At 59.9% G+C, this 22,751-nt stretch carries 18 protein-coding genes; 5 read left to right on the top strand and 13 right to left on the bottom strand.

Annotated features, from left to right (window positions below):
• Window positions 1–116: 116 nt before the first annotated feature.
• From AC3WQN_RS13170 to purL, 4 genes are all read right to left on the bottom strand, one after another.
• Window positions 117–569, bottom strand: coding sequence for a hypothetical protein (locus AC3WQN_RS13170; RefSeq protein WP_103399825.1), 453 nt, complete (start codon window positions 567–569; stop codon window positions 117–119).
• The gene (locus AC3WQN_RS13165) at window positions 553–1,191 is read right to left on the bottom strand and encodes a DUF6036 family nucleotidyltransferase (protein WP_178081892.1); all 639 of its coding nucleotides are present in this window, start codon (window positions 1,189–1,191) and stop codon (window positions 553–555) included. The genes AC3WQN_RS13170 and AC3WQN_RS13165 overlap by 17 nt, the downstream gene beginning before the upstream one ends.
• Before the next feature lie 360 nt (window positions 1,192–1,551).
• Entirely contained in the window at window positions 1,552–1,863 is a 312-nt protein-coding gene (locus AC3WQN_RS13160) for a YqfO family protein (protein WP_095144867.1), read from the bottom strand.
• A gap of 5 nt (window positions 1,864–1,868) precedes the next feature.
• Complete coding sequence (gene purL, locus AC3WQN_RS13155) at window positions 1,869–5,765, bottom strand: phosphoribosylformylglycinamidine synthase (protein ID WP_103399826.1); 3,897 nt, start codon at window positions 5,763–5,765, stop codon at window positions 1,869–1,871.
• Window positions 5,766–6,051: 286 nt separating this feature from the next.
• Here purL and mltF point away from each other — a divergent pair, with 286 nt between their 5' ends.
• Entirely contained in the window at window positions 6,052–7,512 is a 1,461-nt protein-coding gene (gene mltF / locus AC3WQN_RS13150) for a membrane-bound lytic murein transglycosylase MltF (RefSeq protein ID WP_103399827.1), read from the top strand.
• Window positions 7,513–7,632: 120 nt separating this feature from the next.
• Here mltF and pdxJ read toward each other — a convergent pair whose 3' ends face one another.
• The 8 genes from pdxJ to lptF all read right to left on the bottom strand — a co-directional run bounded on the left by pdxJ (window position 7,633) and on the right by lptF (window position 16,133).
• A complete protein-coding gene (gene pdxJ / locus AC3WQN_RS13145; protein WP_103399828.1) occupies window positions 7,633–8,379 on the bottom strand; it encodes a pyridoxine 5'-phosphate synthase in 747 nt (248 codons plus the stop codon).
• Between the two features lie 97 nt (window positions 8,380–8,476).
• Window positions 8,477–9,166 (bottom strand): DNA repair protein RecO, encoded by a 690-nt coding sequence (gene recO, locus AC3WQN_RS13140; protein WP_103399829.1) that lies wholly within the window; start codon window positions 9,164–9,166, stop codon window positions 8,477–8,479.
• A gap of 200 nt (window positions 9,167–9,366) precedes the next feature.
• A complete protein-coding gene (gene era, locus AC3WQN_RS13135) occupies window positions 9,367–10,269 on the bottom strand; it encodes a GTPase Era (RefSeq protein WP_095077626.1) in 903 nt (300 codons plus the stop codon).
• Entirely contained in the window at window positions 10,262–10,951 is a 690-nt protein-coding gene (gene rnc / locus AC3WQN_RS13130; RefSeq protein ID WP_095077627.1) for a ribonuclease III, read from the bottom strand. Before rnc ends, era begins: the two co-directional genes overlap by 8 nt.
• 177 nt (window positions 10,952–11,128) lie before the next feature.
• On the bottom strand, window positions 11,129–11,983 hold the full coding sequence (lepB, locus tag AC3WQN_RS13125) for a signal peptidase I (RefSeq protein ID WP_095077629.1): 855 nt from the start codon (window positions 11,981–11,983) through the stop codon (window positions 11,129–11,131).
• Window positions 11,984–11,988: 5 nt separating this feature from the next.
• Window positions 11,989–13,788, bottom strand: coding sequence for a translation elongation factor 4 (gene lepA / locus AC3WQN_RS13120; protein WP_103399830.1), 1,800 nt, complete (start codon window positions 13,786–13,788; stop codon window positions 11,989–11,991).
• Window positions 13,789–13,960: 172 nt separating this feature from the next.
• Window positions 13,961–15,022, bottom strand: coding sequence for an LPS export ABC transporter permease LptG (gene lptG / locus AC3WQN_RS13115; RefSeq protein ID WP_095077632.1), 1,062 nt, complete (start codon window positions 15,020–15,022; stop codon window positions 13,961–13,963).
• Entirely contained in the window at window positions 15,015–16,133 is a 1,119-nt protein-coding gene (gene lptF, locus AC3WQN_RS13110; RefSeq protein ID WP_103399831.1) for an LPS export ABC transporter permease LptF, read from the bottom strand. The genes lptG and lptF overlap by 8 nt, the downstream gene beginning before the upstream one ends.
• Window positions 16,134–16,434: 301 nt before the next feature.
• On the opposite strand from lptF, the gene AC3WQN_RS13105 reads away from it, so the two are divergent.
• From AC3WQN_RS13105 to AC3WQN_RS13095, 3 genes are read left to right on the top strand one after another with little or no spacing between them, the layout of a single operon-like run.
• The gene (locus AC3WQN_RS13105) at window positions 16,435–17,925 is read left to right on the top strand and encodes a leucyl aminopeptidase (RefSeq protein ID WP_103399832.1); all 1,491 of its coding nucleotides are present in this window, start codon (window positions 16,435–16,437) and stop codon (window positions 17,923–17,925) included.
• A gap of 60 nt (window positions 17,926–17,985) precedes the next feature.
• Window positions 17,986–18,414, top strand: coding sequence for a DNA polymerase III subunit chi (locus AC3WQN_RS13100; RefSeq protein ID WP_103399833.1), 429 nt, complete (start codon window positions 17,986–17,988; stop codon window positions 18,412–18,414).
• A gap of 7 nt (window positions 18,415–18,421) precedes the next feature.
• The gene (locus AC3WQN_RS13095; RefSeq protein WP_103399834.1) at window positions 18,422–18,838 is read left to right on the top strand and encodes a DNA polymerase III subunit chi; all 417 of its coding nucleotides are present in this window, start codon (window positions 18,422–18,424) and stop codon (window positions 18,836–18,838) included.
• Window positions 18,839–19,029: 191 nt separating this feature from the next.
• Here the strand turns inward: AC3WQN_RS13095 and AC3WQN_RS13090 are convergent, their stop codons facing one another.
• Entirely contained in the window at window positions 19,030–19,467 is a 438-nt protein-coding gene (locus tag AC3WQN_RS13090; protein WP_103399835.1) for a DUF3757 domain-containing protein, read from the bottom strand.
• 372 nt (window positions 19,468–19,839) lie between these two features.
• On the opposite strand from AC3WQN_RS13090, the gene AC3WQN_RS13085 reads away from it, so the two are divergent.
• Window positions 19,840–22,686, top strand: a complete 2,847-nt coding sequence (locus tag AC3WQN_RS13085; RefSeq protein WP_103399836.1) for a valine--tRNA ligase — start codon at window positions 19,840–19,842, stop codon at window positions 22,684–22,686.
• The last annotated feature ends 65 nt before the right edge of the window (window positions 22,687–22,751 follow it).

Genomic DNA, 22,751 nt, shown 5'->3' with positions numbered 1-22,751 from the left:
CTGCTACGCAGCCCAGCGGGAGCAAGCTCCCTCGCCACGGGTACTATGTTCGGCTGGTCTTTGGCTTAACTGATCGGCATTAGGCCTAAGCCGGTTTTTTGTAATGTTGATTGGGCTCAGGAAAACGCCGCGCGTTGCTCAGCCGCGTAATGCCGAGTCTGAAAGGGCATGAGTGTCTGGGCCTTAAGTCCAAGACCTTCACTCAGCCCCCAAATAGCAGCGAGTTCATCACGGCGCTTGCGTAGCGAAACAGCTGCCTGCGGCTTCACTTCTTGCTTGGGAGTCGAGCTTGAAAAAAGCTCCAGGGCGCTAAAGGTTTCCGACACGCGGCTATCAGACACACAGGCAAAACGGGTTAGCCGCTCAAGCAAGTAACCCGCACGACGAACTTCGACTTCGCTAGTGTGCCGCCGTAGAAAAGCCCTGACTTCACTTTCAAGGTTCGAGTTCGAGTACCAAACAGTTTTGGCGAGGCTCACAAGCGCTGCGTCATCTGCTTGATTCAAAGGGCATTTGACCAGGGTATCCAAAGTGGATGAGAGGACGTGGCCGTTAAGGGGCTTCGTCATCTGATTTCTCCAGGTAGTCTTGCAGAATATTTGCAAGAACAGAGGTTGGTGACTCTTTGTTGCCAACATATACATCAATTGCCTCCAATGCCAGCCGACGGAGTTCGGTTGTCACTATGAAGCCAGCCCTGAGAAGCGCCATGATGTCGCCAATGTCCTGATCCGTGGCTCTGCCCAGCTTGGAGATGGCGATGTCGACAGGCGCTGCAATGTGGACATGCAGCGGTGACTCGATCGGGAACTCTGCAAGGGGAAGACTCCGCTCCCAATAGTCCTCGTGAATCGGACCAAAGCTTGTATGGTATTGAAGGTCGTAGTTCAACTCCATCAATCGGCCGGATCGGTCATCGACAAATTGCTCAGGAACCTCTGCGAGCAAGGTTTGAAGATGAAGGCCTTCAGGGACCTTAGCGGAGTAAATCTCGGCATCGACGTCCGTGGAAACACGATGATTTGTGTAGAGATGAACTGCACACCCGCCGAACACGATGACTTTGACCACGCCTGGCTCAGCGTCATCAAGCACCAGTTCCGTTTCGACGGATTTGAACAACGAAATCAACGCCTGCCCCAACGCCGTACTCGTATTGACACGGGGAGTTACTGCGCCCGGCAAATCCATTCTTGAACCTCAAATACTGATGCAGGGCGATGATGTTTGTGAGGGTTCAACCAAGTGATAAACACCATGCAAACTATCGAAGGGCTTGCAGTGCCAATCGCATGATTGGCTGCAATGCTCAAAGGCTAGATAGCGCACTTCCGAGCGGCAACCTGAAAGATATGTGGGAGATTTCTACGACGTCTGACACGCCTCCCTTGTTGGCAAGCCAGCGTCCACAGGGAAGTTGCGTGTACCGATAAATCAGGTCGACATAAAGGCCGCCCCGTAACGGATCTAGCCTCGCGCCATCAACAAATCCCGGGCAATAAAAAACCCGCTGACGAATCAGCGGGTTTCTCATTTCAGCGGACCAGAAGATCAGAAATCCTCCAACCGCCACACCTCATACGCCGGTGTCTCGTAGGGATGGCTCTGTTTCAAAGCCATCACCACCGAGCGAATCAACTCATCGGCCACGACAAGCTCGACCTTCCATTCCTCGACCTGCTCGACCTGCCCGGCTTCGCCAATGAACGGCTGACTGCCATCCAACGGACGAAACTGACCCAGGCCGAGCACCTGCCACGCACAGTGGTCATAGTCACCGATTCGGCCGCCACCGGCGGCGAATACGGCACTTTTGACCTGTTCCACATGACTGGCCGGAACAAAAAAGGAAAGCTTGTACACAGCGCTTAGTTAACCCACACGCGAGCATTACGGAACATGCGCATCCACGGTGCATCTTCGTTCCACTCTTCCGAGCGCCACGAGTTCTGCACGGCGCGGAACACCCGCTCCGGGTGCGGCATCATGATGGTCACGCGACCGTCACGGCTGGTGAGGCCGGTGATCCCGCGCGGCGAGCCGTTCGGGTTGGCCGGGTAGCTTTCGGTGACCTTGCCGTGGTTGTCGACGAAACGCATCGCCACGCAACCCGACAGATCGGCTTGCAGCAGTGCTTCTTCGCTTTCGAACTCGGCATGGCCTTCACCGTGGGCGATGGCGATTGGCATGCGCGAACCGGCCATGCCTTGCAGGAAGATCGAGTTCGACTCCTGCACCTGGACCATGGCCACACGGGCTTCGAACTGCTCGGAACGGTTACGCACGAAGTGCGGCCAGGACTCGCTGCCCGGGATCAGTTCGTGCAGGTTGGACATCATCTGGCAACCGTTGCACACACCGAGGGTGAAGCTGTCGTTACGCTCGAAGAAACCCTGGAACGCGTCACGGGCACGGCTGTTGAACAGCGCCGACTTGGCCCAGCCCTCACCGGCACCCAGTACGTCGCCGTAGGAGAAACCACCACACGCCACCAGGCCCTTGAACTCATTCAGGTCGACACGGCCGGCCAGAATGTCGCTCATGTGCACATCGATCGCGTTGAAACCAGCGCGGTCGAACGCGGCCGCCATTTCCACCTGACCGTTGACGCCCTGCTCACGCAGCACGGCAACCTGTGGACGAATGCCTTTCTTGATGTAAGGCGCGGCGATGTCCTGATTGACGTCGTAGCTCAGCTTGACGCTCAAGCCCGGGTTGTCTTCTTCCAGCAGGACGTCGAACTCTTGATCGGCGCAGTCGGCGTTATCACGCAGGCGCTGGATCTGGTAGCTGGTCTCAGCCCATTGACGCTGCAGCAGGCGACGCTGGCCTTCGAACACGGTGTCACCGTTGAAGGTGATGCTGATCTCGCCGTTGTTCATCGGCTGACCGATCACCGACACGCAGTCGCCCAGGCCCGCAGCGCTGAATTGCGCGAGGATGTCCGGGGTAGAGTCCTGGCGAACCTGGATCACTGCACCCAGTTCTTCGTTGAACAGGATCGCAGCGATGTCGGCCGATGTTTCCGCCAGACCGTCGAGGTTCAGGCTCAGGCCGCAGTGGCCAGCGAAAGCCATTTCCACGGCGCTGGTCAACAGACCGCCGTCGGAACGGTCGTGGTAGGCCAGCAGGTGGCCGTCGGCGTTGAGGCCCTGGATCACGGCGAAGAAGGCTTTCAGGTCTTCGGCGTCATCAACGTCCGGAGCCTGGCTACCGAGCTTGCCGTGGACCTGGGCGAGGATCGAAGCGCCCATGCGGTTCTGGCCACGACCCAGGTCGATCAGGATCAGGTCGGTGGTGCCCTTGTCCATGCGCAGTTGCGGGGTCAGGGTCTGGCGGATGTCAGTCACTGGCGCGAAACCGGTCACGATCAGCGACATCGGCGAAGTGACGGACTTGTCCACGCCTTCATCGTTCCAGCGAGTGGCCATGGACATCGAGTCCTTGCCCACCGGAATGGTGATGCCCAGCTCAGGGCACAGTTCCATGCCGACCGCTTTCACGGTGTCGTACAGACGCGCGTCTTCGCCCGGGTGACCGGCAGCCGACATCCAGTTCGCCGACAGCTTGATGTCGGAGAGCTTGCCGATGCGCGAGGCTGCAATGTTGGTCAGGGTTTCACCAATGGCCATGCGACCCGACGCCGGAGCGTCCAGCAGCGCCAGCGGAGTACGCTCGCCCATGGCCATGGCTTCACCGGTGTAGACGTCGAAGCTGGTGGCGGTGACGGCAACGTCGGCCACCGGAACCTGCCACGGGCCGACCATCTGGTCACGGGCCACGAGGCCGGTGATGGTGCGGTCGCCGATGGTGATCAGGAAGCTCTTGCTGGCCACGGCCGGATGATGCAGAACACGCTCGACACAGTCGGCGATGTTCAGGGTCGACGGATCGAAGTCGTCGCCCAGTTCGTTTTCACGAACCACCGAACGGTGCATGCGCGGGGCTTTACCCAGCAGTACTTCGAGCGGCATGTCCACCGGGCTGTTGCCGAAGTGGCTATCCGTGACTGTAAGCTGCGGTTCGGCCGTGGCTTCGCCGACCACGGCGAACGGGCAACGCTCGCGTTCGCAGATCGCCTTGAAGCGTTCGAAGTCGGCAGGTCCCACCGCCAGAACGTAGCGTTCCTGGGATTCGTTACTCCAGATCTCGTGCGGGGCCATGCCCGGCTCGTCGTTTGGAATGTTGCGCAGTTCGAAACGGCCACCACGGTCGCCGTCGTTGACCAGTTCCGGGAAGGCGTTGGACAGGCCGCCCGCGCCCACGTCGTGAATGAAGCTGATCGGGTTGTGTTCACCCAACTGCCAGCAACGGTCGATGACTTCCTGGCAACGGCGTTCCATTTCCGGGTTTTCACGCTGTACCGAAGCGAAGTCCAGGTCAGCCGAGCTGGTGCCGGTGGCCATGGAGGAAGCTGCGCCGCCGCCCAGGCCGATGAGCATCGCCGGGCCGCCCAGCACGATCAGCTTGGAACCAACGAGGATTTCGCCTTTCTGGACGTGCCCTTCACGGATGTTACCCATACCGCCGGCCAGCATGATCGGCTTGTGGTAACCGCGAACTTCATCACCGTGCGGAGTGGTGATGGATTGTTCGAAGGTACGGAAGTAGCCGGTCAGCGCCGGACGGCCGAATTCGTTGTTGAATGCAGCGCCGCCCAATGGGCCTTCGATCATGATGTCCAGCGCGGTGACGATGCGCTCGGGCTTGCCATACGGCACTTCCCATGGCTGTTCGAAGCCCGGGATCTGCAGGTTGGACACGGTGAAACCGGTCAGGCCAGCCTTCGGCTTGGCGCCACGACCGGTAGCGCCTTCGTCGCGGATCTCGCCGCCGGAACCGGTGGACGCGCCTGGGAACGGAGCAATCGCGGTCGGGTGGTTGTGGGTCTCGACCTTCATCAGGATGTGCACCGGCTCCTGCACCGCACCGTACTGGCGGGTTTCAGGGTCCGGGAAGAAACGCCCGGCAACGCTGCCGACGATGACCGAAGCGTTGTCCTTGTAAGCCGACAGAACACCTTCGCTATGCATCACGTAGGTGTTCTTGATCATGCCGAACAGGCTTTTTTCCTGGCTCTCGCCGTCGATATCCCAACTGGCGTTGAAGATCTTGTGACGGCAATGCTCGGAGTTCGCCTGGGCAAACATCATCAGTTCGATGTCGTGCGGGTTGCGCTTCAAGCCGACGAAGGCGTTGACCAGATAGTCGATCTCGTCTTCGGCCAAGGCCAGGCCCAGTTCGACGTTGGCGGTTTCCAGCGCAGCGCGACCGCCACCCAGTACGTCGATCGCCGTCAACGGCTTGGGTTCGGCGTGACTGAACAGGCCGGCAGCCTGCTCCAGGTTTTCCAGGACGATCTGGGTCATGCGGTCGTGCAGTGCACCAGCAACAAGCTGGGCCTGTACGTCGGTGAACTCACCGGTGACGTAGAAAGCGATGCCGCGCTCCAGGCGCTGGATTTTCCCCAGGCCACAGTTGCGGGCAATGTCGCTGGCCTTGCTCGACCATGGCGAGATGGTGCCGAAACGTGGCAACACCAGGAACAGGCGACCGGTCGGCTCTTGTACTGGAACGCTGGGGCCATACTTCAGAAGGCGCGCAAGCACCTGCTGTTCGTCGCCGGTCAGGACGCCGGTAACCTCGGCGAAGTGAGCGAATTCAGCATACAGGCCACTGACAGCCGGGACCTTCTGGCTCAGTTGCTCAAGGAGTTTGCTGTGGCGAAAGGCAGAAAGGGCAGGAGCGCCGCGCAGGATCAACATCTTCGGGACAGCCTCGGGAAGGGGTGTGCTTTGAGGCCGTGCATTCTAGCCTAAACCGTCCGCGACAGCACCCGAAACGCTACGCCCGATATCGTCCGAACGTCGGCCAGGGGCTTGAGGCCTGTAACCAATGCTCATCGGCCCACGTTCAAAGGGTTATTTCAGCCCCCCTGATAGGCCCTGAACGCCCGTTCTTGAGGGCTTTTCACGAGTTTTCTGGCCTCTAGCAGACAAGCCCTGTGCTGTCGAGATATGGCGGCCGTGGTCCTTTGCGTATACTGCGCAGATGTTTTCCCCAATGGTCTTACGTCCGCGATACGCCAAATGGCTCATCGCAACCGGACTCTTCCTGGTGCTCGGCGGCTGTGTTGATAAACCCAACACCCTGGAGCGCGTAAAGGAGGATGGCGTGCTGCGCGTGGTGACGCGTAACAGCCCGGCCACCTACTTCCAGGATCGCAACGGTGAAACCGGCTTCGAATACGAGCTGGTGAAGCGCTTCGCCGACGATCTGGGGGTCGAGCTGAAGATCGAAACCGCCGACAACCTTGACGATCTGTTTGATCAGGTGGGCAAGCCCAACGGCCCGGTGCTCGCTGCTGCCGGTCTGGTCAGCAGCGAGAAACGCAAGGCACAGGTCAGGTTTTCCCACTCGTATCTGGAAGTCACCCCACAGATCATCTATCGCAACGGCCAGTCACGCCCCACCAATCCGGCGGATCTGGTGGGCAAGAAGATCATGGTGCTCAAGGGCAGCACCCACGCCGAGCAATTGGCAGCGCTGAAACAGAAAAATCCCAGAATTGAATACGAAGAGTCTGACGCCGTTGAGGTCGTTGACCTACTGCGCATGGTGGACGAAGGTCAGATCGATCTGACACTGGTCGACTCCAACGAAGTGGCCATGAACCAGGTTTACTTCCCTAACGTCCGGGTAGCCTTCGACCTGGGCGACGCCAGCAACCAGAGCTGGGCCGTGGCCGCCGGCGACGACAACAGCCTGCTCAACGAGATCAACACCTACCTCGACAAGGTGCAGAAGAACGGCACCCTGCAACGCCTCAAGGATCGCTATTACGGGCATGTCGACGTACTCGGCTACATGGGCGCCACCACCTTCGCCCAGCACCTGCAACAACGGCTGCCCAAGTACGAACAGCACTTCAAGATGTACGCCAAGAAAGAGAAAGTCGACTGGCGCCTGCTGGCGGCGATCGGTTATCAGGAATCGCTGTGGCAACCGACCGTCACCTCCAAGACCGGGGTGCGCGGCCTGATGATGCTGACCCAGAACACTGCGCAGGCCATGGGCGTGTCCAATCGACTGGACGCCAGGCAAAGCATCATGGGCGGCGCCAAGTACCTGGCCTATATGAAGGATCAGCTGAGCGACTCGATCAAGGAGCCGGACCGCACCTGGTTTGCCCTGGCCGCGTACAACGTGGGCAGCGGCCACCTGGATGACGCGCGCAAGCTGGCGGCCAAGGAAGGGTTGAACCCCAACAAGTGGCTGGACGTTAAAAAGATCCTGCCGCGCCTGTCGCAGAAACAGTGGTATAGCAAGACGCGGTATGGCTACGCCCGTGGCGGCGAACCGGTGCATTTCGTGGCGAACATCCGCCGCTACTACGACATCCTGACGTGGGTCACGCAGCCGCAGCTCGAAGGCGACCAGATTGCCGAAGGCAACCTGCATGTGCCGGGCATCGACAAGACCAAGCCGCCGCAAGACAACTCGCCGCTTTGACACTGATCATTCCCACGCTCCCGCGTGGGAATGCCTCAATGGACGCTCAGCGTCCGCCTCTGGATGTGACGCAGAGCGTCACGGGCGGCATTCCCACGCAGAGCGTGGGTACGATCTACCTCAGGCTTTTGCCGCGGCTGCCAGAATCAACGCTTTCATTTCCGATACCGCCGACTTGAACCCGACGAACAGGGCATGCGCCACCAGCGCGTGGCCGATGTTCAGCTCATTGATGCCCTTGATGGCGGCGACCGCTTCAACGTTGTGATAATGCAAACCGTGGCCAGCATTGACGATCAGGCCCTGAGCCAGGCCGCAGGCCACACCGTCGGCGACGCGCTGCAACTCTTCAGCGACTTCGGTGGGCGTCTGCGCATCGGCATAGCGACCGGTGTGCAACTCGATGGCCGGGGCGCCAATGCGTTTCGATGCCTCGATCTGACGCTCATCGGCGTCAATGAACAGCGACACTTCACAGCCGATTTTCGCCAGGCGCTCCACCGCCGCCTTGATCCGGGCTTCCTGCCCTGCGACATCCAGGCCGCCTTCGGTGGTCAGTTCCTGGCGGGTTTCCGGGACCAGGCAAATGTGCGCCGGACGAATGTGCTCGGCGAACGCCATCATTTCCTCGGTGACGCCCATTTCGAAGTTCATGCGGGTTTGCAGCACGTCCTTGAGCAGCAGCACGTCGCGCTCCTGGATGTGCCGGCGATCTTCGCGCAAATGCACGGTGATACCGTCAGCCCCCGCCTCTTCCGCATCCAGCGCCGCCTTCACGGGATCAGGGTAGCGAGTACCCCGGGCCTGACGCAGGGTGGCAACGTGGTCGATGTTCACGCCAAGAAGAATGCGGGTGCTGGTGGTCACGGAAGCGCTCCAGAAGAAGAGAAAGTTCGGTGCACAGCATACACGGGGATACCGGGTCTGTTGACGCCAGGTGAAGGCCTCTGGGCAACAACCACCCCTACGGCTTGCGAAACAGCTCGCGACTGACCAGCGGCCGACCGCCCAGATGGACCGCCAGTGCCTGGCGCATCAGACGCTTGGCGGCAGGCAATGCGCCCGGCGCACTCCAGTCAGCCTCGGCCATGGCCAGCAACTCGGCGCCATTGAACAGACCGGGCTGCAGCAAATAGACCCGCTCAAGCCCGGCGTCGACCTGCAGACGGTACATGCCATCGGCTTCGATGGGAGCCTGGTGGATATCCCGGTTCAGCGCAAAGCCGTATCCCAGGTCATCCAGCAGCCGCCATTCGAAGGACCGCAGCAAGGGTTCCAGCGGACGCCCTTCGGCGAGGGCCAGCACGGTCGCCGCGTAGTGATCGAATACCGCGGGATGGGGATCTTCGGAGGGCAGCAGGCGAATCAATAGTTCGTTGAGGTACAGGCCACTGAACAGCGCCTCGCCATTGAGCCAGGTGGAAACGCCTGCGCTTTCCATACGGCCAACGTTCTTCAGCTCGCCCCGTCCCCGGAACTCGACCTCCAGCGGCACGAACGGTCGCGCCAGGGTCCCCGCCTTGCCCCGCGCACTGCGCAACACCGCCCGCAGCCGGCCTTGCGGCGTGAGGAAGTCCACCAGCGCGCTGCTTTCGCGATAGGCGCGAGAGTGCAGGACGTAGGCGGGTTGGCTGGGGGGTGGGTTGGTTGACATCAGTGCTCGAATCTCTGGAGAGATCAATTGTGGCGAGGGAGCTTGCTCCCGCTGGGCTGCGAAGCAGCCCCTACATCAGCAGCCGCAGAGAATCAGGCACATTGTGGCGAATGGTTTTGGGGTCGCTATGCGACCCAGCGGGAGCAAGCTCCCTCGCCACAAAGGTCGGCGCAAGATCCAAAGCCTTGCGCCATGCCTGATTACAGGTCGCCATAACCCAGCGAACGCAGGGCGCGCTCGTCGTCGGACCAGCCGCCCTTCACCTTGACCCACAGGTTGAGCATGATCTTGGAGTCAAACAGCAGCTCCATGTCCTTGCGCGCTTCGGTGCCGATGCGCTTGATGCGCTCGCCCTTGTCGCCAATGATGATTTTCTTCTGCCCGTCACGCTCAACGAGGATCAAGGCATGGATATGCAGGGTTTTGCCCTGCTGCTTGAACTCTTCGATTTCCACGGTGATCTGGTACGGCAGCTCGGCGCCCATCTGGCGCATGATTTTCTCGCGCACCAGTTCGGCGGCAAGGAAACGACTGCTGCGGTCGGTGATCTGGTCTTCCGGGAAGAAGTGGTCGTTTTCCGGCAAGTGCCCGGAAATGACCCGCTCCAGCGCATCGAGGTTATGCCCGTGCTGGGCCGAAATCGGGATGATCTGCGCATTCGGCAGTTGCTCCTGCAACCAACTCAGGTGCGGCATCAACTCGGCCTTGTCTTCGATGCGGTCGGTCTTGTTCAGTGCCACGATCAAGGGACCGGTCACATACTGGACACGCTCGAGAACCATCTGGTCTTCTTCAGTCCACTTGGTGCGATCCACCACGAAGATCACCACGTCGACGTCTTTCAACGCCGCCGAAGCGGTCTTGTTCATGTAGCGGTTCAGGGCTTTCTCGCCGCCTTTGTGCATGCCGGGTGTGTCGACGTAGATCGCCTGGACGGCGCCTTCGGTCTTGATCCCGAGCATGTTGTGGCGAGTGGTTTGCGGCTTGCGCGAGGTGATGGCCAGCTTCTGGCCCAGAATGTGGTTCAGCAGCGTGGACTTGCCCACGTTCGGGCGGCCGACGATGGCGACATAGCCACAGCGAGTTGCAGTTGAATCAGTCATGGCCATTCTCCACGCCCAGGGCTATCAGTGCTGCGGCGGCCGCTACCTGTTCGGCAATACGACGACTCACACCCTGACCTCGGCTTTTTTCATTCAGTAAGGTGATTTCACATTCGACGAAGAACGTCCGGCAATGCGGCTCACCCTGGATATCCACCACTTCGTAACGCGGCAGCTCACAGGCACGCGACTGCAAGAACTCTTGCAGGCGGGTCTTTGGATCTTTGTTGGTGTCGACCAGTGTCAGGCTCTCGAACTCGGACGTCAGCCAGGCCAGCACGCGTTCTCGCGCCATATCCATGCCGGCGTCCAGGTAGATCGCACCGATCAGCGCCTCAAGGGCATCGGCGAGGATCGATTCGCGGCGGAAACCACCGCTCTTCAACTCGCCGGAACCCAGGCGCAGGTACTCGCCCAGGTCGAAACCGCGCGCCAGCACCGCCAGCGTCTCACCCTTCACCAGGCGCGCGCGCAAACGCGACAACTGGCCTTCACGGGCCAACGGGAAGCGGTCGAACAGCGCTTCACCGGCGACGAAGTTGAGGATGGCGTCGCCGAGAAATTCCAGGCGTTCGTTGTTACGCCCGGCAAAGCTGCGGTGAGTGAGGGCCAGGATCATCAGCTCCTGATCCTTGAAGGTATAACCGAGCTGACGCTCGAGACGACTTAAAGAGACGCTCACGGTTTACCCACGCTGAGTTCGTGGTCGACTTCCTTCAAAGCGTAGCTGCGAAGGCCTGGGACAATTAACGCTGTGTTCAAAAATTACATCCTGAGTATCGTTGTCAGCACGCTGGCGGCGACGTTCTGTCGGTGCCAGAAATGCATTCGGCGCTGTGTTCAACAGCGCCGTGTGTGATTACTTGATCAGGCCAACCCGCGAAAAATTCGGCAGATGACCGAGTTTGGGTTCCGGCCAGCTCATCCAGACCGCGAAAGCCTTGCCGACGATGTTCTGGTCGGGAACCATGCCGAGCAGGTTCTTGGGAATGCTCGGGTCATCCCAGTAGCGACTGTCGTTGGAGTTGTCGCGGTTGTCGCCCATCATGAAGTAGTGCCCGGCAGGCACGGTCCAGGAACGATCAGGCGTTGCGCGGTAGCGGCTCATTTCCTTGCGGATCATGTGCTCGGCGACGCCCAGTTTTTCCTTGTAGAGCTCGGCACTGCCCAGCGTACCCGGCTCGGAGCCGACCAGTTGCTCGGCGATCGACTGGCCATTGACGAACAGGCGCTTGTCGGCGGTGTAGCGAATCTGGTCGCCCGGAAGGCCCACTACACGCTTGATGTAGTTGACGTTAGGGTCGCTTGGATAGCGAAACACCATCACATCCCCACGCTGTGGCTCGCCGACTTCGATGACTTTCTTGTCGAGTACCGGCAAGCGGATCCCGTAAGAGAACTTGTTCACCAGAATGAAGTCACCCACATCCAGGGTCGGTTTCATCGAACCGGACGGAATCTGGAACGGCTCGACCAGAAACGAACGCAGCACCAGCACGATGAACAGCACCGGGAAGAACGATTTGCCGTATTCAACCAGCAAAGGTTCTTTGTTCAGCTTCTCGACCACCACCATATCGGGTTGGCTGACACTGCCCTGATAAGAGGCAATGGCAGAACGCCGACGCGGTGCCAGAAACACCAGATCGAGCAACGCCAACAGACCGCAGACGAAGACAGCGATGACCAGCAACAGCGGGAAATTTAGTGACATAGGACCTAACTATCCAACCTGAGCACAGCAAGGAAGGCTTCTTGTGGAATTTCCACGTTACCGACCTGCTTCATGCGTTTTTTACCGGCCTTTTGCTTTTCCAACAGCTTGCGCTTACGGCTGACGTCGCCGCCGTAGCATTTGGCCAATACGTTCTTTCTGAGTGCCTTGACGGAGGTCCGCGCAATAATCTGCCCGCCAATGGCGGCCTGGATTGCGACGTCGAACATCTGGCGCGGAATCAGTTCTTTCATCTTCTCGGTCAACTGGCGACCTTTGTAGTGCGCATTATCCTTGTGCACGATCAGCGCCAGGGCGTCGACCTTGTCACCATTGATCAGCACATCCAGCTTGACCAGATTAGCTGATTGATAACGGTCGAAGTGGTAATCCAGCGAAGCATAGCCGCGACTGGTGGATTTCAGACGGTCGAAGAAGTCCAGGACCACTTCGTTCATCGGCAAATCGTAGGTCACCTGAACCTGCGTGCCGAGGAACAGCATGTCGTGCTGGACGCCACGCTTCTCGATGCACAGGGTAATGACGTTGCCCAGGTGCTCTTGCGGCACAAGGATGTTGGCCCGAACGATCGGTTCGCGCATGTCTTCGATGGCCGACAGGTCCGGCAGCTTGGACGGGTTGTCGACGTAGATCGTCTCACCGCTCTTGAGCAGCAGCTCGAAGATTACCGTCGGCGCGGTGGTGATCAGGTCCAGGTCGTACTCGCGCTCCAGGCGCTCCTGGATGATCTCCATGTGCAGCATGCCGAGGAACCCGCAACGGAAGCCGAAGCCCAGCGCGTCGGAGCTTTCCGGGGTGTATTGCAGCGACGAGTCGTTCAGGGTGAGCTTTTGCAGCGCTTCACGGAAGTCTTCGAAGTCGTCGGAGCTGACCGGGAACAGACCGGCGTACACCTGCGGCTGAATGCGCTTGAAACCTGGCAGCACATCGACGTCCGGCGTCGAACTCAAGGTCAGGGTGTCGCCCACTGGCGCACCGTGAATGTCCTTGATACCGGCAATGATGAAGCCTACTTCACCGGCTTTCAGGTCAACGGTGGCGGTGTGTTTCGGGTTGAAGACACCGACGCTGTCCACCAGGTGGATCTTGCCGGTGGATTTCACCAGGATCTTGTCGCCCTTTTTCACGCGGCCGTGGCGCACGCGAACCAGGGAGACAACGCCCAGGTAGTTGTCGAACCAGGAGTCGATGATTAACGCTTGCAGCGGATCTTCGATATTCCCGGTCGGCGCTGGAATGGTGTGTACCAGGCGCTCGAGCACTTCATCGACGCCCAGGCCGGTCTTGGCACTGCAGGTCACTGCGTCAGTGGCATCGATGCCGATGATTTTTTCGATTTCTTCTTTGACGCGGTCCGGATCAGCCTGTGGCAGGTCGATCTTGTTCAGCACCGGCATCACTTCCAGGCCCTGCTCGATCGCTGTGTAGCAGTTGGCAACCGATTGAGCCTCGACGCCTTGACCGGCATCGACCACCAGCAGCGCACCTTCACAGGCCGCCAGCGAACGACTGACCTCATAGGTGAAGTCGACGTGGCCCGGGGTGTCAATGAAGTTCAGCTGATACTTGATGCCGTCTCTAGCGGTGTAATACAGGGTAACGCTATGCGCCTTGATGGTGATCCCGCGTTCACGCTCAAGGTCCATGGAGTCCAGTACCTGGGCTTCCATTTCGCGCTCGGCCAAGCCGCCGCACATCTGGATGAAGCGATCGGCCAGCGTCGACTTGCCATGGTCAATGTGGGCGATGATGGAGAAATTGCGGATATGACTCAAATCACTCACGGATCAACACTCAAAAAGGCTGCAGGCATAGCCCGCCGAAAAATAGCCGGGAATTGTACCTGATACACGACGCAAGCGTCACGCTTGCAGGTCAATGGCGTCGAATGCAAAAACGCCCCGCTCTTGCGAACGGGGCGTCCAATAGGCTCAGCAAAGACTGAAAATACTGCGCTCAACCCGCTCGGCGCAGCAGCCAGTAGCCTGCCAGCGCGCAGACTCCGGCCGGCAGCAGCACCGCTAAAAGCGGTGGAAAACCGAACACCAGGCTCGAGGGCCCCAGCAAATCCTGGACGATACGGAAGGTAAAGCCCACCAGTACCCCAGTGAACACCCGCTGACCCAGGGTCACCGAACGCAACGGGCCGAAGATGAAGGAAATCGCCATCAGCACCAGTGCCGCGGTGACCAATGGCTGCAACACCTTGACCCAAAATGCCAGCCAGTAACGACCGTTGTTCAGCCCCTGTTCCGCCAGATAGTGGATATAACCCCACAAACCGGTGATCGACAGAGAATCCGGCGCCATGACCACAGTGCTGAGCAATTGCGGGTTCAAGGTGACATTCCAGCGCTCCGACGGCGTATTCACCACTTCACTGCGCTTGTCGTGGAACAGCGTGGTGGTGACGTCGCTCAGCGTCCAGTGATCCGTGTCGAACTCGGCACGCCTGGCGAAGCTCGACGACAGCAAATGCCGCTCGTTGTCGAAACGATAGCGGGTCACCCCATACAACAGGCCGTTAGGTTGCACGGCGTTGACATGAATGAACTCGTCGCCCTGACGGTGCCACAGGCCGTGCTTGGCACTTTGCGAATCGCCACTGCCCTGAGCCAGCGAACGATTGGCCTGAGCGATGGTTTCCGTCGCCGGCGCCACGTACTCACCAATCAGCAGGCCGGCCACCATCAGCACCAGCATCGGCTTCATCACGGCCCAGACGATCCGCCCGATCGACACGCCCGCCGCACGCATGATGGTCAGCTCGCTGTTGCTGGCCAGGCCGCCTAGCCCGATCAGGCAACCGATCAGCGCCGCCATCGGCAACATGTCGTACAGGCGACGTGGCGCCGTCAGCAGCACGTAGCTCAGGACATCCATGACGGTGTAGGTGTCGCTGGCATCACCCATTTCATCAATGAACGCGAACAGCGTCGCCAGACCGAGGATGATCCCCAGTACCGCCAGGATCGCCAGGAACACACTGCTACCAATGTAGCGATCGAGCTTAACCACGAGCCACCTCCAGCGCGCTGCGGCGACTCGCCATCTTCAAGCGCAATGGCTCCCAGTACAGCAAGCCCAGGCCAATGGCCAGGAAGATCCCGTGAACCCACCACAGGCCCAACGCAGGCGGCAGCTTGCCTTTTTCCAGGGCGCCGCGCGCGGCAATCAGGATCGTCAGGTAGGCCATGTAGAGAAGAATCGCCGGCAGCAGCTTGAGGAAACGGCCCTGGCGCGGATTGACCCGCGACAACGGCACCGCCATCAGGGTCACGATGAAGACCAGCAACGGCAACGACAGGCGCCATTGCAACTCGGCATGGGAGCGCACGTCATCGTTGCCCATCAGCGTGCGGGTGCTGATTGCATCACGATCGGTCACTTCGTCACTGACGTCCGGCTTTGGCAGCAGCATGCCATGGGTGTCGTACTTGATGACCCGGTAATCGGCCTGCCCCGGGCTGCCGTCGTAGCGATAGCCGTTTTCCAGGATCAGGTAGCGATTGCCGTCCGGCATGATTTCCTGACGACCGCTTTCAGCCACCAGGACCGAGATGCCACGATCCTTTTTATCGGATGAGAGGTTCTTTTGCGACATGAACACGCCCGACAGGTTGACCCGGTCATCCGACAGTTTCTCGGTGTAGGTCACCCGGGTGCCGTCGCGCAGTGCCTGGAAACGACCTGGCTCCAACGTATCGAATTCGGTCAGCGCGTCCTGAGAGTTCAGCAGCAGTTGAAACTGGTTGGCACCTTGCGGGGCCAGGCTCAGGCTCAACCACGCCACCAGCAAGGCAACCAGCGTGGCCGGAAACAAGGTATAGGCAAACAGGCGCTGCTGGCTCATGCCAGTGGCCGAGAGCACGGTCATCTCGCTTTCCAGATAGAGACGGCCGTAGGCCAGCAGAATCCCCAGGAACAACCCCAGTGGCAGGATCAGTTGCAGGAAACCCGGCAGGCGGAAGCCCATGATCAGGAACAGCGAACCCGGATCCAGAAGCCCCGCGGCAGCCTGGGCAAGGTATTTGATGAAGCGTCCGCTCATGATGATGACCAACAGCACGGCGCTGACAGCGCTCAGGGTCACCAGGACTTCGCGGGACAGATAACGGAAGACGATCAAACCAGACACTCCAGGATTGTCAGGCTAAGGCGGCCAAACAAGCAAACAGCGGCCAGCAAGGCTGGGCCACTCGAAAAGATGCCGCATTATCCTGTGATTGGTCGCGCCTGTCACTTCGCACGCTCAAGCAGGCATGCAATGCATTAAAGATCAGCTTGGCGAGGGTTGTCTGGCTCGGGCGCGAGGTTCAAACTGCGGCCTTTGTCGCAAGCTGTACCAGCGTCTTTCCAAATAGAAAGGCAAACGTGTGCGCACACCGTGCGACACGCTGCCATTTGACCATTTATTCAGGGACCCGGACATGGAACTGGTTGTAAAAAGCGTTAGCCCAGAAACGTTGAAAACCGCCACGCTGGTGGTCGCCGTCGGCGAAGACCGCAAACTCGACAACGTTGCCAAGCAGATCGATGACCTCACTGGCGGCGCCATCAGCGCCATTCTCAAGCGCGGCGACCTGGCCGGAAAAGTAGGCCAGAGCCTGTTGCTGCACAGCCTGCCGAACCTCAAGGCCGAACGCGTACTGCTGGTGGGCATGGGCAAGGATGCCGAGCTGGGTGACCGCCCGTTCCGCAAAATCATCGCCGGCGTACTGAACACCCTCAAGGCCCTGGGCGGCAGCGAAGCCGCACTGGCACTGGACGAAGTGGTCGTCAAAGGTCGTGACAGCTACGGCAAGACCCGGTTGCTGGCCGAAACCCTGGTAGACGGCGAGTACAGCTTCGAGCAGTTCAAGAGCCAGAAGACCGACCCCCGCCCCCTGAAAAAAATCACCCTGCTGACTATCAAGGCCGCCCAAGCCGAAGTGGAACGCGCCGTGACCCACGCCACCGCGATTGCCCATGGCATGTCCTTCACCCGGGACCTGGGTAACCTGCCACCGAACATCTGCCACCCGAGCTTCCTCGCCGAACAGGCCAAAGGCCTGGGCAAGACGTTCAAAGGCCTGAAGGTCGAGATCCTTGACGAGAAGAAAATCAAGGAACTGGGCATGGGCTCGTTCTACGCCGTTGGCCAGGGCAGCGCCCAACCGCCGCGCCTGATCGTCATGCAATACAACGGCGGCAAGAAATCCGAGAAGCCGTACGCGCTGGTCGGCAAGGGCATCACCTTCGACACCGGCGGCATCAGCCTCAAGCCTGGCGCCGGCATGGACGAAATGAAATACGACATGGGCGGTGCGGCCAGCGTGTTCGGCACCCTGCGCGCCGTGCTCGAATTGAAACTGCCGATCAACCTGGTGTGCATCCTGGCCTGCGCCGAGAACATGCCGAGCGGCAACGCCTCGCGTCCAGGCGATATCGTCACGACCATGAGCGGCCAGACCGTGGAAATCCTCAACACCGACGCCGAAGGCCGCCTGGTGCTGTGCGACGCCCTAACCTACGCCGAGCGCTTCAAGCCACAGGCCGTGATCGACATCGCCACCCTGACGGGCGCGTGCGTCGTTGCCCTGGGCTCCCACACCTCGGGCCTGCTGGGCAACAATGACGAACTGATCGGCCAGTTGCTGAGCGCCGGCCAGGCCGCCGACGACCGCGCCTGGCAATTGCCGCTGTTCGACGAGTACCAGGAACAGCTGGACAGCCCGTTCGCCGACATCGCCAACATTGGCGGCCCGAAAGCCGGCACCATCACGGCCGCGTGCTTCCTCTCGCGCTTCACCAAGAACCTGAACTGGGCGCACCTGGATATCGCGGGCACTGCATGGACCAGCGGCGGCAAGGACAAGGGCGCCACCGGCCGCCCGGTTCCGTTGCTGACCCAATACCTGCTGGACCGCGCCAAAGCCTGAAACCGATGACCTTGCGCGGCGTCGCTCATGGGTGACGCCGCTCAAGGCTCAGGAACCGCAATGACCAAAGTCGACTTCTATATTCTGCCCAGTGCCGATCCATCTGCACGACTGGATTTTGCCTGCAAACTCACCGACAAAGCCTGGCGAATGGGCCACCGCATCTACCTGCATTGCAGCGATGCCGCTCAGCGCGACGATCTCGATGCGCGACTGTGGGCCTTCAAAGGCGAAAGCTTCGTACCCCACGGCCATGCCGAAAGCGAACCAGACGGTTTGATTGTGTTGGGTGTAGGAGACGATCCAGCGCAGCATCAGGACCTGCTGGTCAACCTTGACCTCAAGGTCCCCTCCTTTGCCCAGCGCTTTGCCCGTGTGGCTGAAGTAGTGGTAGAAGACCCGACTATTCGTCTGGCCGCGCGGGAGAGTTTCCGCTTCTACCGCGAACAGGGCTATCCTCTGCAAGATCACCGTCTACAGCGACTCTGAGTACACGATGGACACGCCAAATCCGCTGCAAAAGTCTGCGCACCTGCTGGATGACCTCGAGTCGATCCGCCAACTGCTCGGCGATGACAACCTGCAACCGCCCCTGCTGACCGAAACCGTCACGCCGGAAGGTGATGAAGGCCAGATTCCCTTGCTGTTCGATCAGATCAGCGGCAAACCGCCTGCTGCCACCATCGAGCAACCCGCCCCGCCACCTGCCCCTGCGCCAATGGCCGAACCCGCTCCTGCGACGACAGCCCGACAAGCCGCCGACATCATGCTGCACCTGGACAGCGAACTGCGCGCCGCCGCGCAATTGATCATGCAAGACGTCATTGATGACTTTGCCCCGCACATCGAGACAGAAATCAAACGTCGCCTCGATGCGCGAATGGAACGGCTGTTGAGTCAATACGACAACTGACCCCCCATGGGAGCGAGCACCCTCGCTCCCACCCTTGAGCCTTAATGCCCGCTGACTCACCTGGCACCCGCAAAGGGTGAGAGAGGCGGATCAGTGAAGTGAGTCACTACACACTTTTATCGCAATGTATAAATATTGATCTCAACATATTCGGCAGCGACCGTTCTTTTGAGTAGCCGCCACCTGTACAACTAGCCTTTACTCGGACGCTTCAACTCCTTGAAGATGCAGGCGCCTTCCGTTTTATCCTCACAATAGTACTGGCTATACCACTGTTCCCACACGCCGCCGCTCTGAATGCTGACAACCGTCCCTTCCTGCTTGAATCGCAGATCCAGCTTTCCGCCGTCGCGCAAGGCGTAACCACAATGCAGGAGCTCACCTACAACGGCTCCCTCGACGGCATCCCCATGCGCCTTGAATATCGCCTCTTCGAACCCCCCGACCAGCCCACGACCGCTTTGCGAGGTGCCGTACCACTGCCCCTTGCCGCTCACCGTTGGAGCGATATAGCTGGCCGTCGCCACCTCCTTGATATCCGCTATTTTCGGACAGTGCTCCATTGTTCCGGCCCAGGCATTGGCCGATATAAGGAAAGGAATCAACAGTGCTACTTTCTTAATAGCCATAAACACTCCCTGTAATATTCGAAACTTCATATGTGATGTTCAGACACGGCGAACAACAAATAACTACGCTCTAGCGCCCCTTGAATACTACTCACACATACCCCTTGCTAAAACCTGCAAACCTGTAGGGAAAGTCCTTACATATAAATGAAAAAGCATCAGCAGCCCCCCCTTCCACGACTCACTTCGGACGCAAGAGCGCCATCGCGCAAAAACGCCCACCTCGACACGGTCATGCGGCACAAAGGCCGACGCGCAGGCAAAACGCCGATTTTTATCCCTCCTGCCATCAGCTCGCTCTACGCCCCAGGCAACATCCCCGCTATACTTGCCGGCTTTTCCTGAATAAATGCCAATAGGGTCCCGCCGCGCATGGATAAGACCTACCAGCCGCACGCCATTGAAACTTCCTGGTACAACACCTGGGAGTCCGAGAACTACTTCGCCCCGCAAGGCGCGGGCGATTCCTACACCATCATGATCCCGCCGCCGAACGTCACCGGCAGCTTGCACATGGGCCATGGGTTCAACAACGCGATCATGGACGCCCTGATCCGTTTCCGCCGCATGCAGGGTCGCAACACCCTGTGGCAGCCGGGCACCGACCATGCCGGTATCGCCACGCAAATGCTGGTGGAACGCCAGCTCGAAGCCAAGGGCCAGAACCGCCACGACCTGGGCCGTGAGAAGTTCCTCGATAAAGTCTGGGAATGGAAAGACGAGTCCGGCGGCAACATCAGCCGTCAGATCCGCCGCCTCGGCTCGTCCGTGGACTGGAGCCGCGAGCGCTTCACCATGGACGACGGTCTGTCGGAAGCAGTTAAAGAGGCGTTCGTGCGCCTGCACGAAGACGGCCTGATCTACCGCGGCAAGCGCCTGGTCAACTGGGACACCAAGCTGCACACGGCGATTTCCGACCTCGAAGTGGAAAACCACGACGAGAAAGGTTTCCTGTGGAACCTGAAGTACCCGCTGGCTGACGGCGCCAAGACCGCCGAAGGCAACGACTTCCTGATCGTCGCGACCACCCGTCCGGAAACCATGCTCGGCGACTCCGCCGTGGCCGTGAACCCGAATGATGAGCGCTACAAAGCCCTGATCGGCAAGTTTGTCGAGCTGCCGCTGGTTGGCCGCCGCATCCCGATCATCGCTGATGATTACTGTGATCCTGAATTCGGCACCGGCTGCGTGAAAATCACCCCGGCCCACGATTTCAACGACTACGAAGTCGGCAAGCGCCACAACCTGCCGCTGCTGAACATCTTCGACAAAAACGCCGAAGTGCTGGCGGCCGCCCAGGTGTTCAACCTCGATGGCAGCGTCAACGAAGAGATCGACGGCACACTGCCCGCCGAATACGCCGGCCTCAACCGCTTCCAGGCGCGCAAGGAAATTGTTGCCGCCTTCGACGCTGCCGGCCTGCTGGTCAGTGTCGACGATCACGCCCTGAAGGTACCGAAAGGCGACCGTTCCGGCACCATCATCGAACCGTGGTTGACCGACCAATGGTACGTGTCCACCAAGCCATTGGCCGAGCCTGCCATTGCTGCCGTTGAAGACGGTCGCATCCAGTTCGTGCCAAAGCAGTACGAAAACATGTACTTCTCGTGGATGCGTGACATCCAGGACTGGTGCATCAGCCGTCAGCTGTGGTGGGGCCACCGGATTCCGGCCTGGTACGACGAGTCGGGCAAGGTCTATGTCGGCCGCGACGAAGCCGAAGTGCGTGCCAAGCACAACCTGGGCGCCGACGTTGCGCTGCAGCAGGACAACGACGTACTCGACACCTGGTTCAGCTCGGGCCTGTGGACCTTCTCCACCCTCGGCTGGCCGCAGCAGACTGAGTTCCTGAAAAAGTTCCACTCCACCGACGTCCTGGTGACCGGCTTCGACATCATTTTCTTCTGGGTTGCCCGGATGATCATGCTCACCATGCACCTGGTGAAGAACGAAGACGGCACACCGCAGGTTCCGTTCAAGACCGTGTATGTGCATGGTCTGGTGCGGGATGGCCTGGGCCAGAAGATGTCCAAGTCCAAGGGCAACGTCCTTGACCCGCTGGACATCATCGACGGTATTGAGCTCGAAGCCCTGGTGCAGAAACGCACCTCCGGCATGATGCAGCCGAAACTGGCGAAGAAGATCGAGAAGCAGACCCGCGACGAGTTCGCCGACGGCATCGCCAGCTACGGCACCGATGCCCTGCGCTTCACGTTCTGCTCGCTGGCATCCACCGGTCGCGACATCAAGTTCGACATGGGCCGCGTCGAAGGCTATCGCAACTTCTGCAACAAGATCTGGAACGCCGCGCGCTACGTTTTGGACAAGGGCGAAGACTGCGGCCAGAACGGCGAAGCCTATGAACTGTCCCTGGCCGACCGCTGGATCATTTCGCAGCTGCAACGCACCGAAGCCGAAGTGACCCGCCAGCTCGACCAGTTCCGTTTCGACCTGGCCGCACAAGCCTTGTACGAGTTCATCTGGAACCAGTATTGCGACTGGTACCTGGAGCTGTCCAAGCCTGTGCTGTGGGACGAAAACGCACCGGTCGAACGTCAGCGTGGCACCCGTCGCACCCTGGTTCGCGTACTGGAAGTGGCCCTGCGCCTGGCTCACCCATTCATGCCGTTCATCACCGAAGAAATCTGGCAGCGCCTGGCGCCGCTGGCCGGCATCGAAGGCAAGACCATCATGCTGCAGCCTTGGCCGGTGGCCGTTGAAACACGCATCGATCAAGCCGCCGAAGACGACATCGAATGGCTCAAGGGCCTGATGCTCGGCACGCGTAACATCCGTGGCGAGATGAACATTGGCCCGGGCAAGCCGCTGCCCTTGTTCCTGAAGAACGTATCCGCCGAAGACCAGCGTCGCCTCACCGAGAACGAAGCCTTGCTCAAGAAGCTGGCCCGCCTCGAGTCGATCACCGTCCTGGCGGCTGGCGAAGAAGCGCCGCTGTCCGCCACCGCCCTGGTTGGCGAGATGGAAGTGCTGGTGCCGATGGCCGGCCTGATCGACAAGGGTGCGGAGCTTGCGCGCCTGGACAAGGAAATCCAGCGCCTGCAAGGCGAAGTGCAACGCGTTGGCGGCAAGCTGTCCAATGCCGGCTTCGTGGACAAGGCCCCGGCCGAAGTCATCGAGAAGGAACGCGCCAAACTGGCCGAAGCCGAACAGGCTCTGGGCAAGCTGGCCGAGCAACATGCGCGGATTGCCAGTCTGTAACTGACTGCTTGCCGCTCAAGTATAAAAATGCCCCGATCATCGGGGCATTTTTATTGATGGCGACG

It is taken from the genome of Pseudomonas sp. FW300-N1A1 (assembly GCF_058789115.1).
This window is presented reverse-complemented; position numbering and strand designations above follow the sequence as displayed.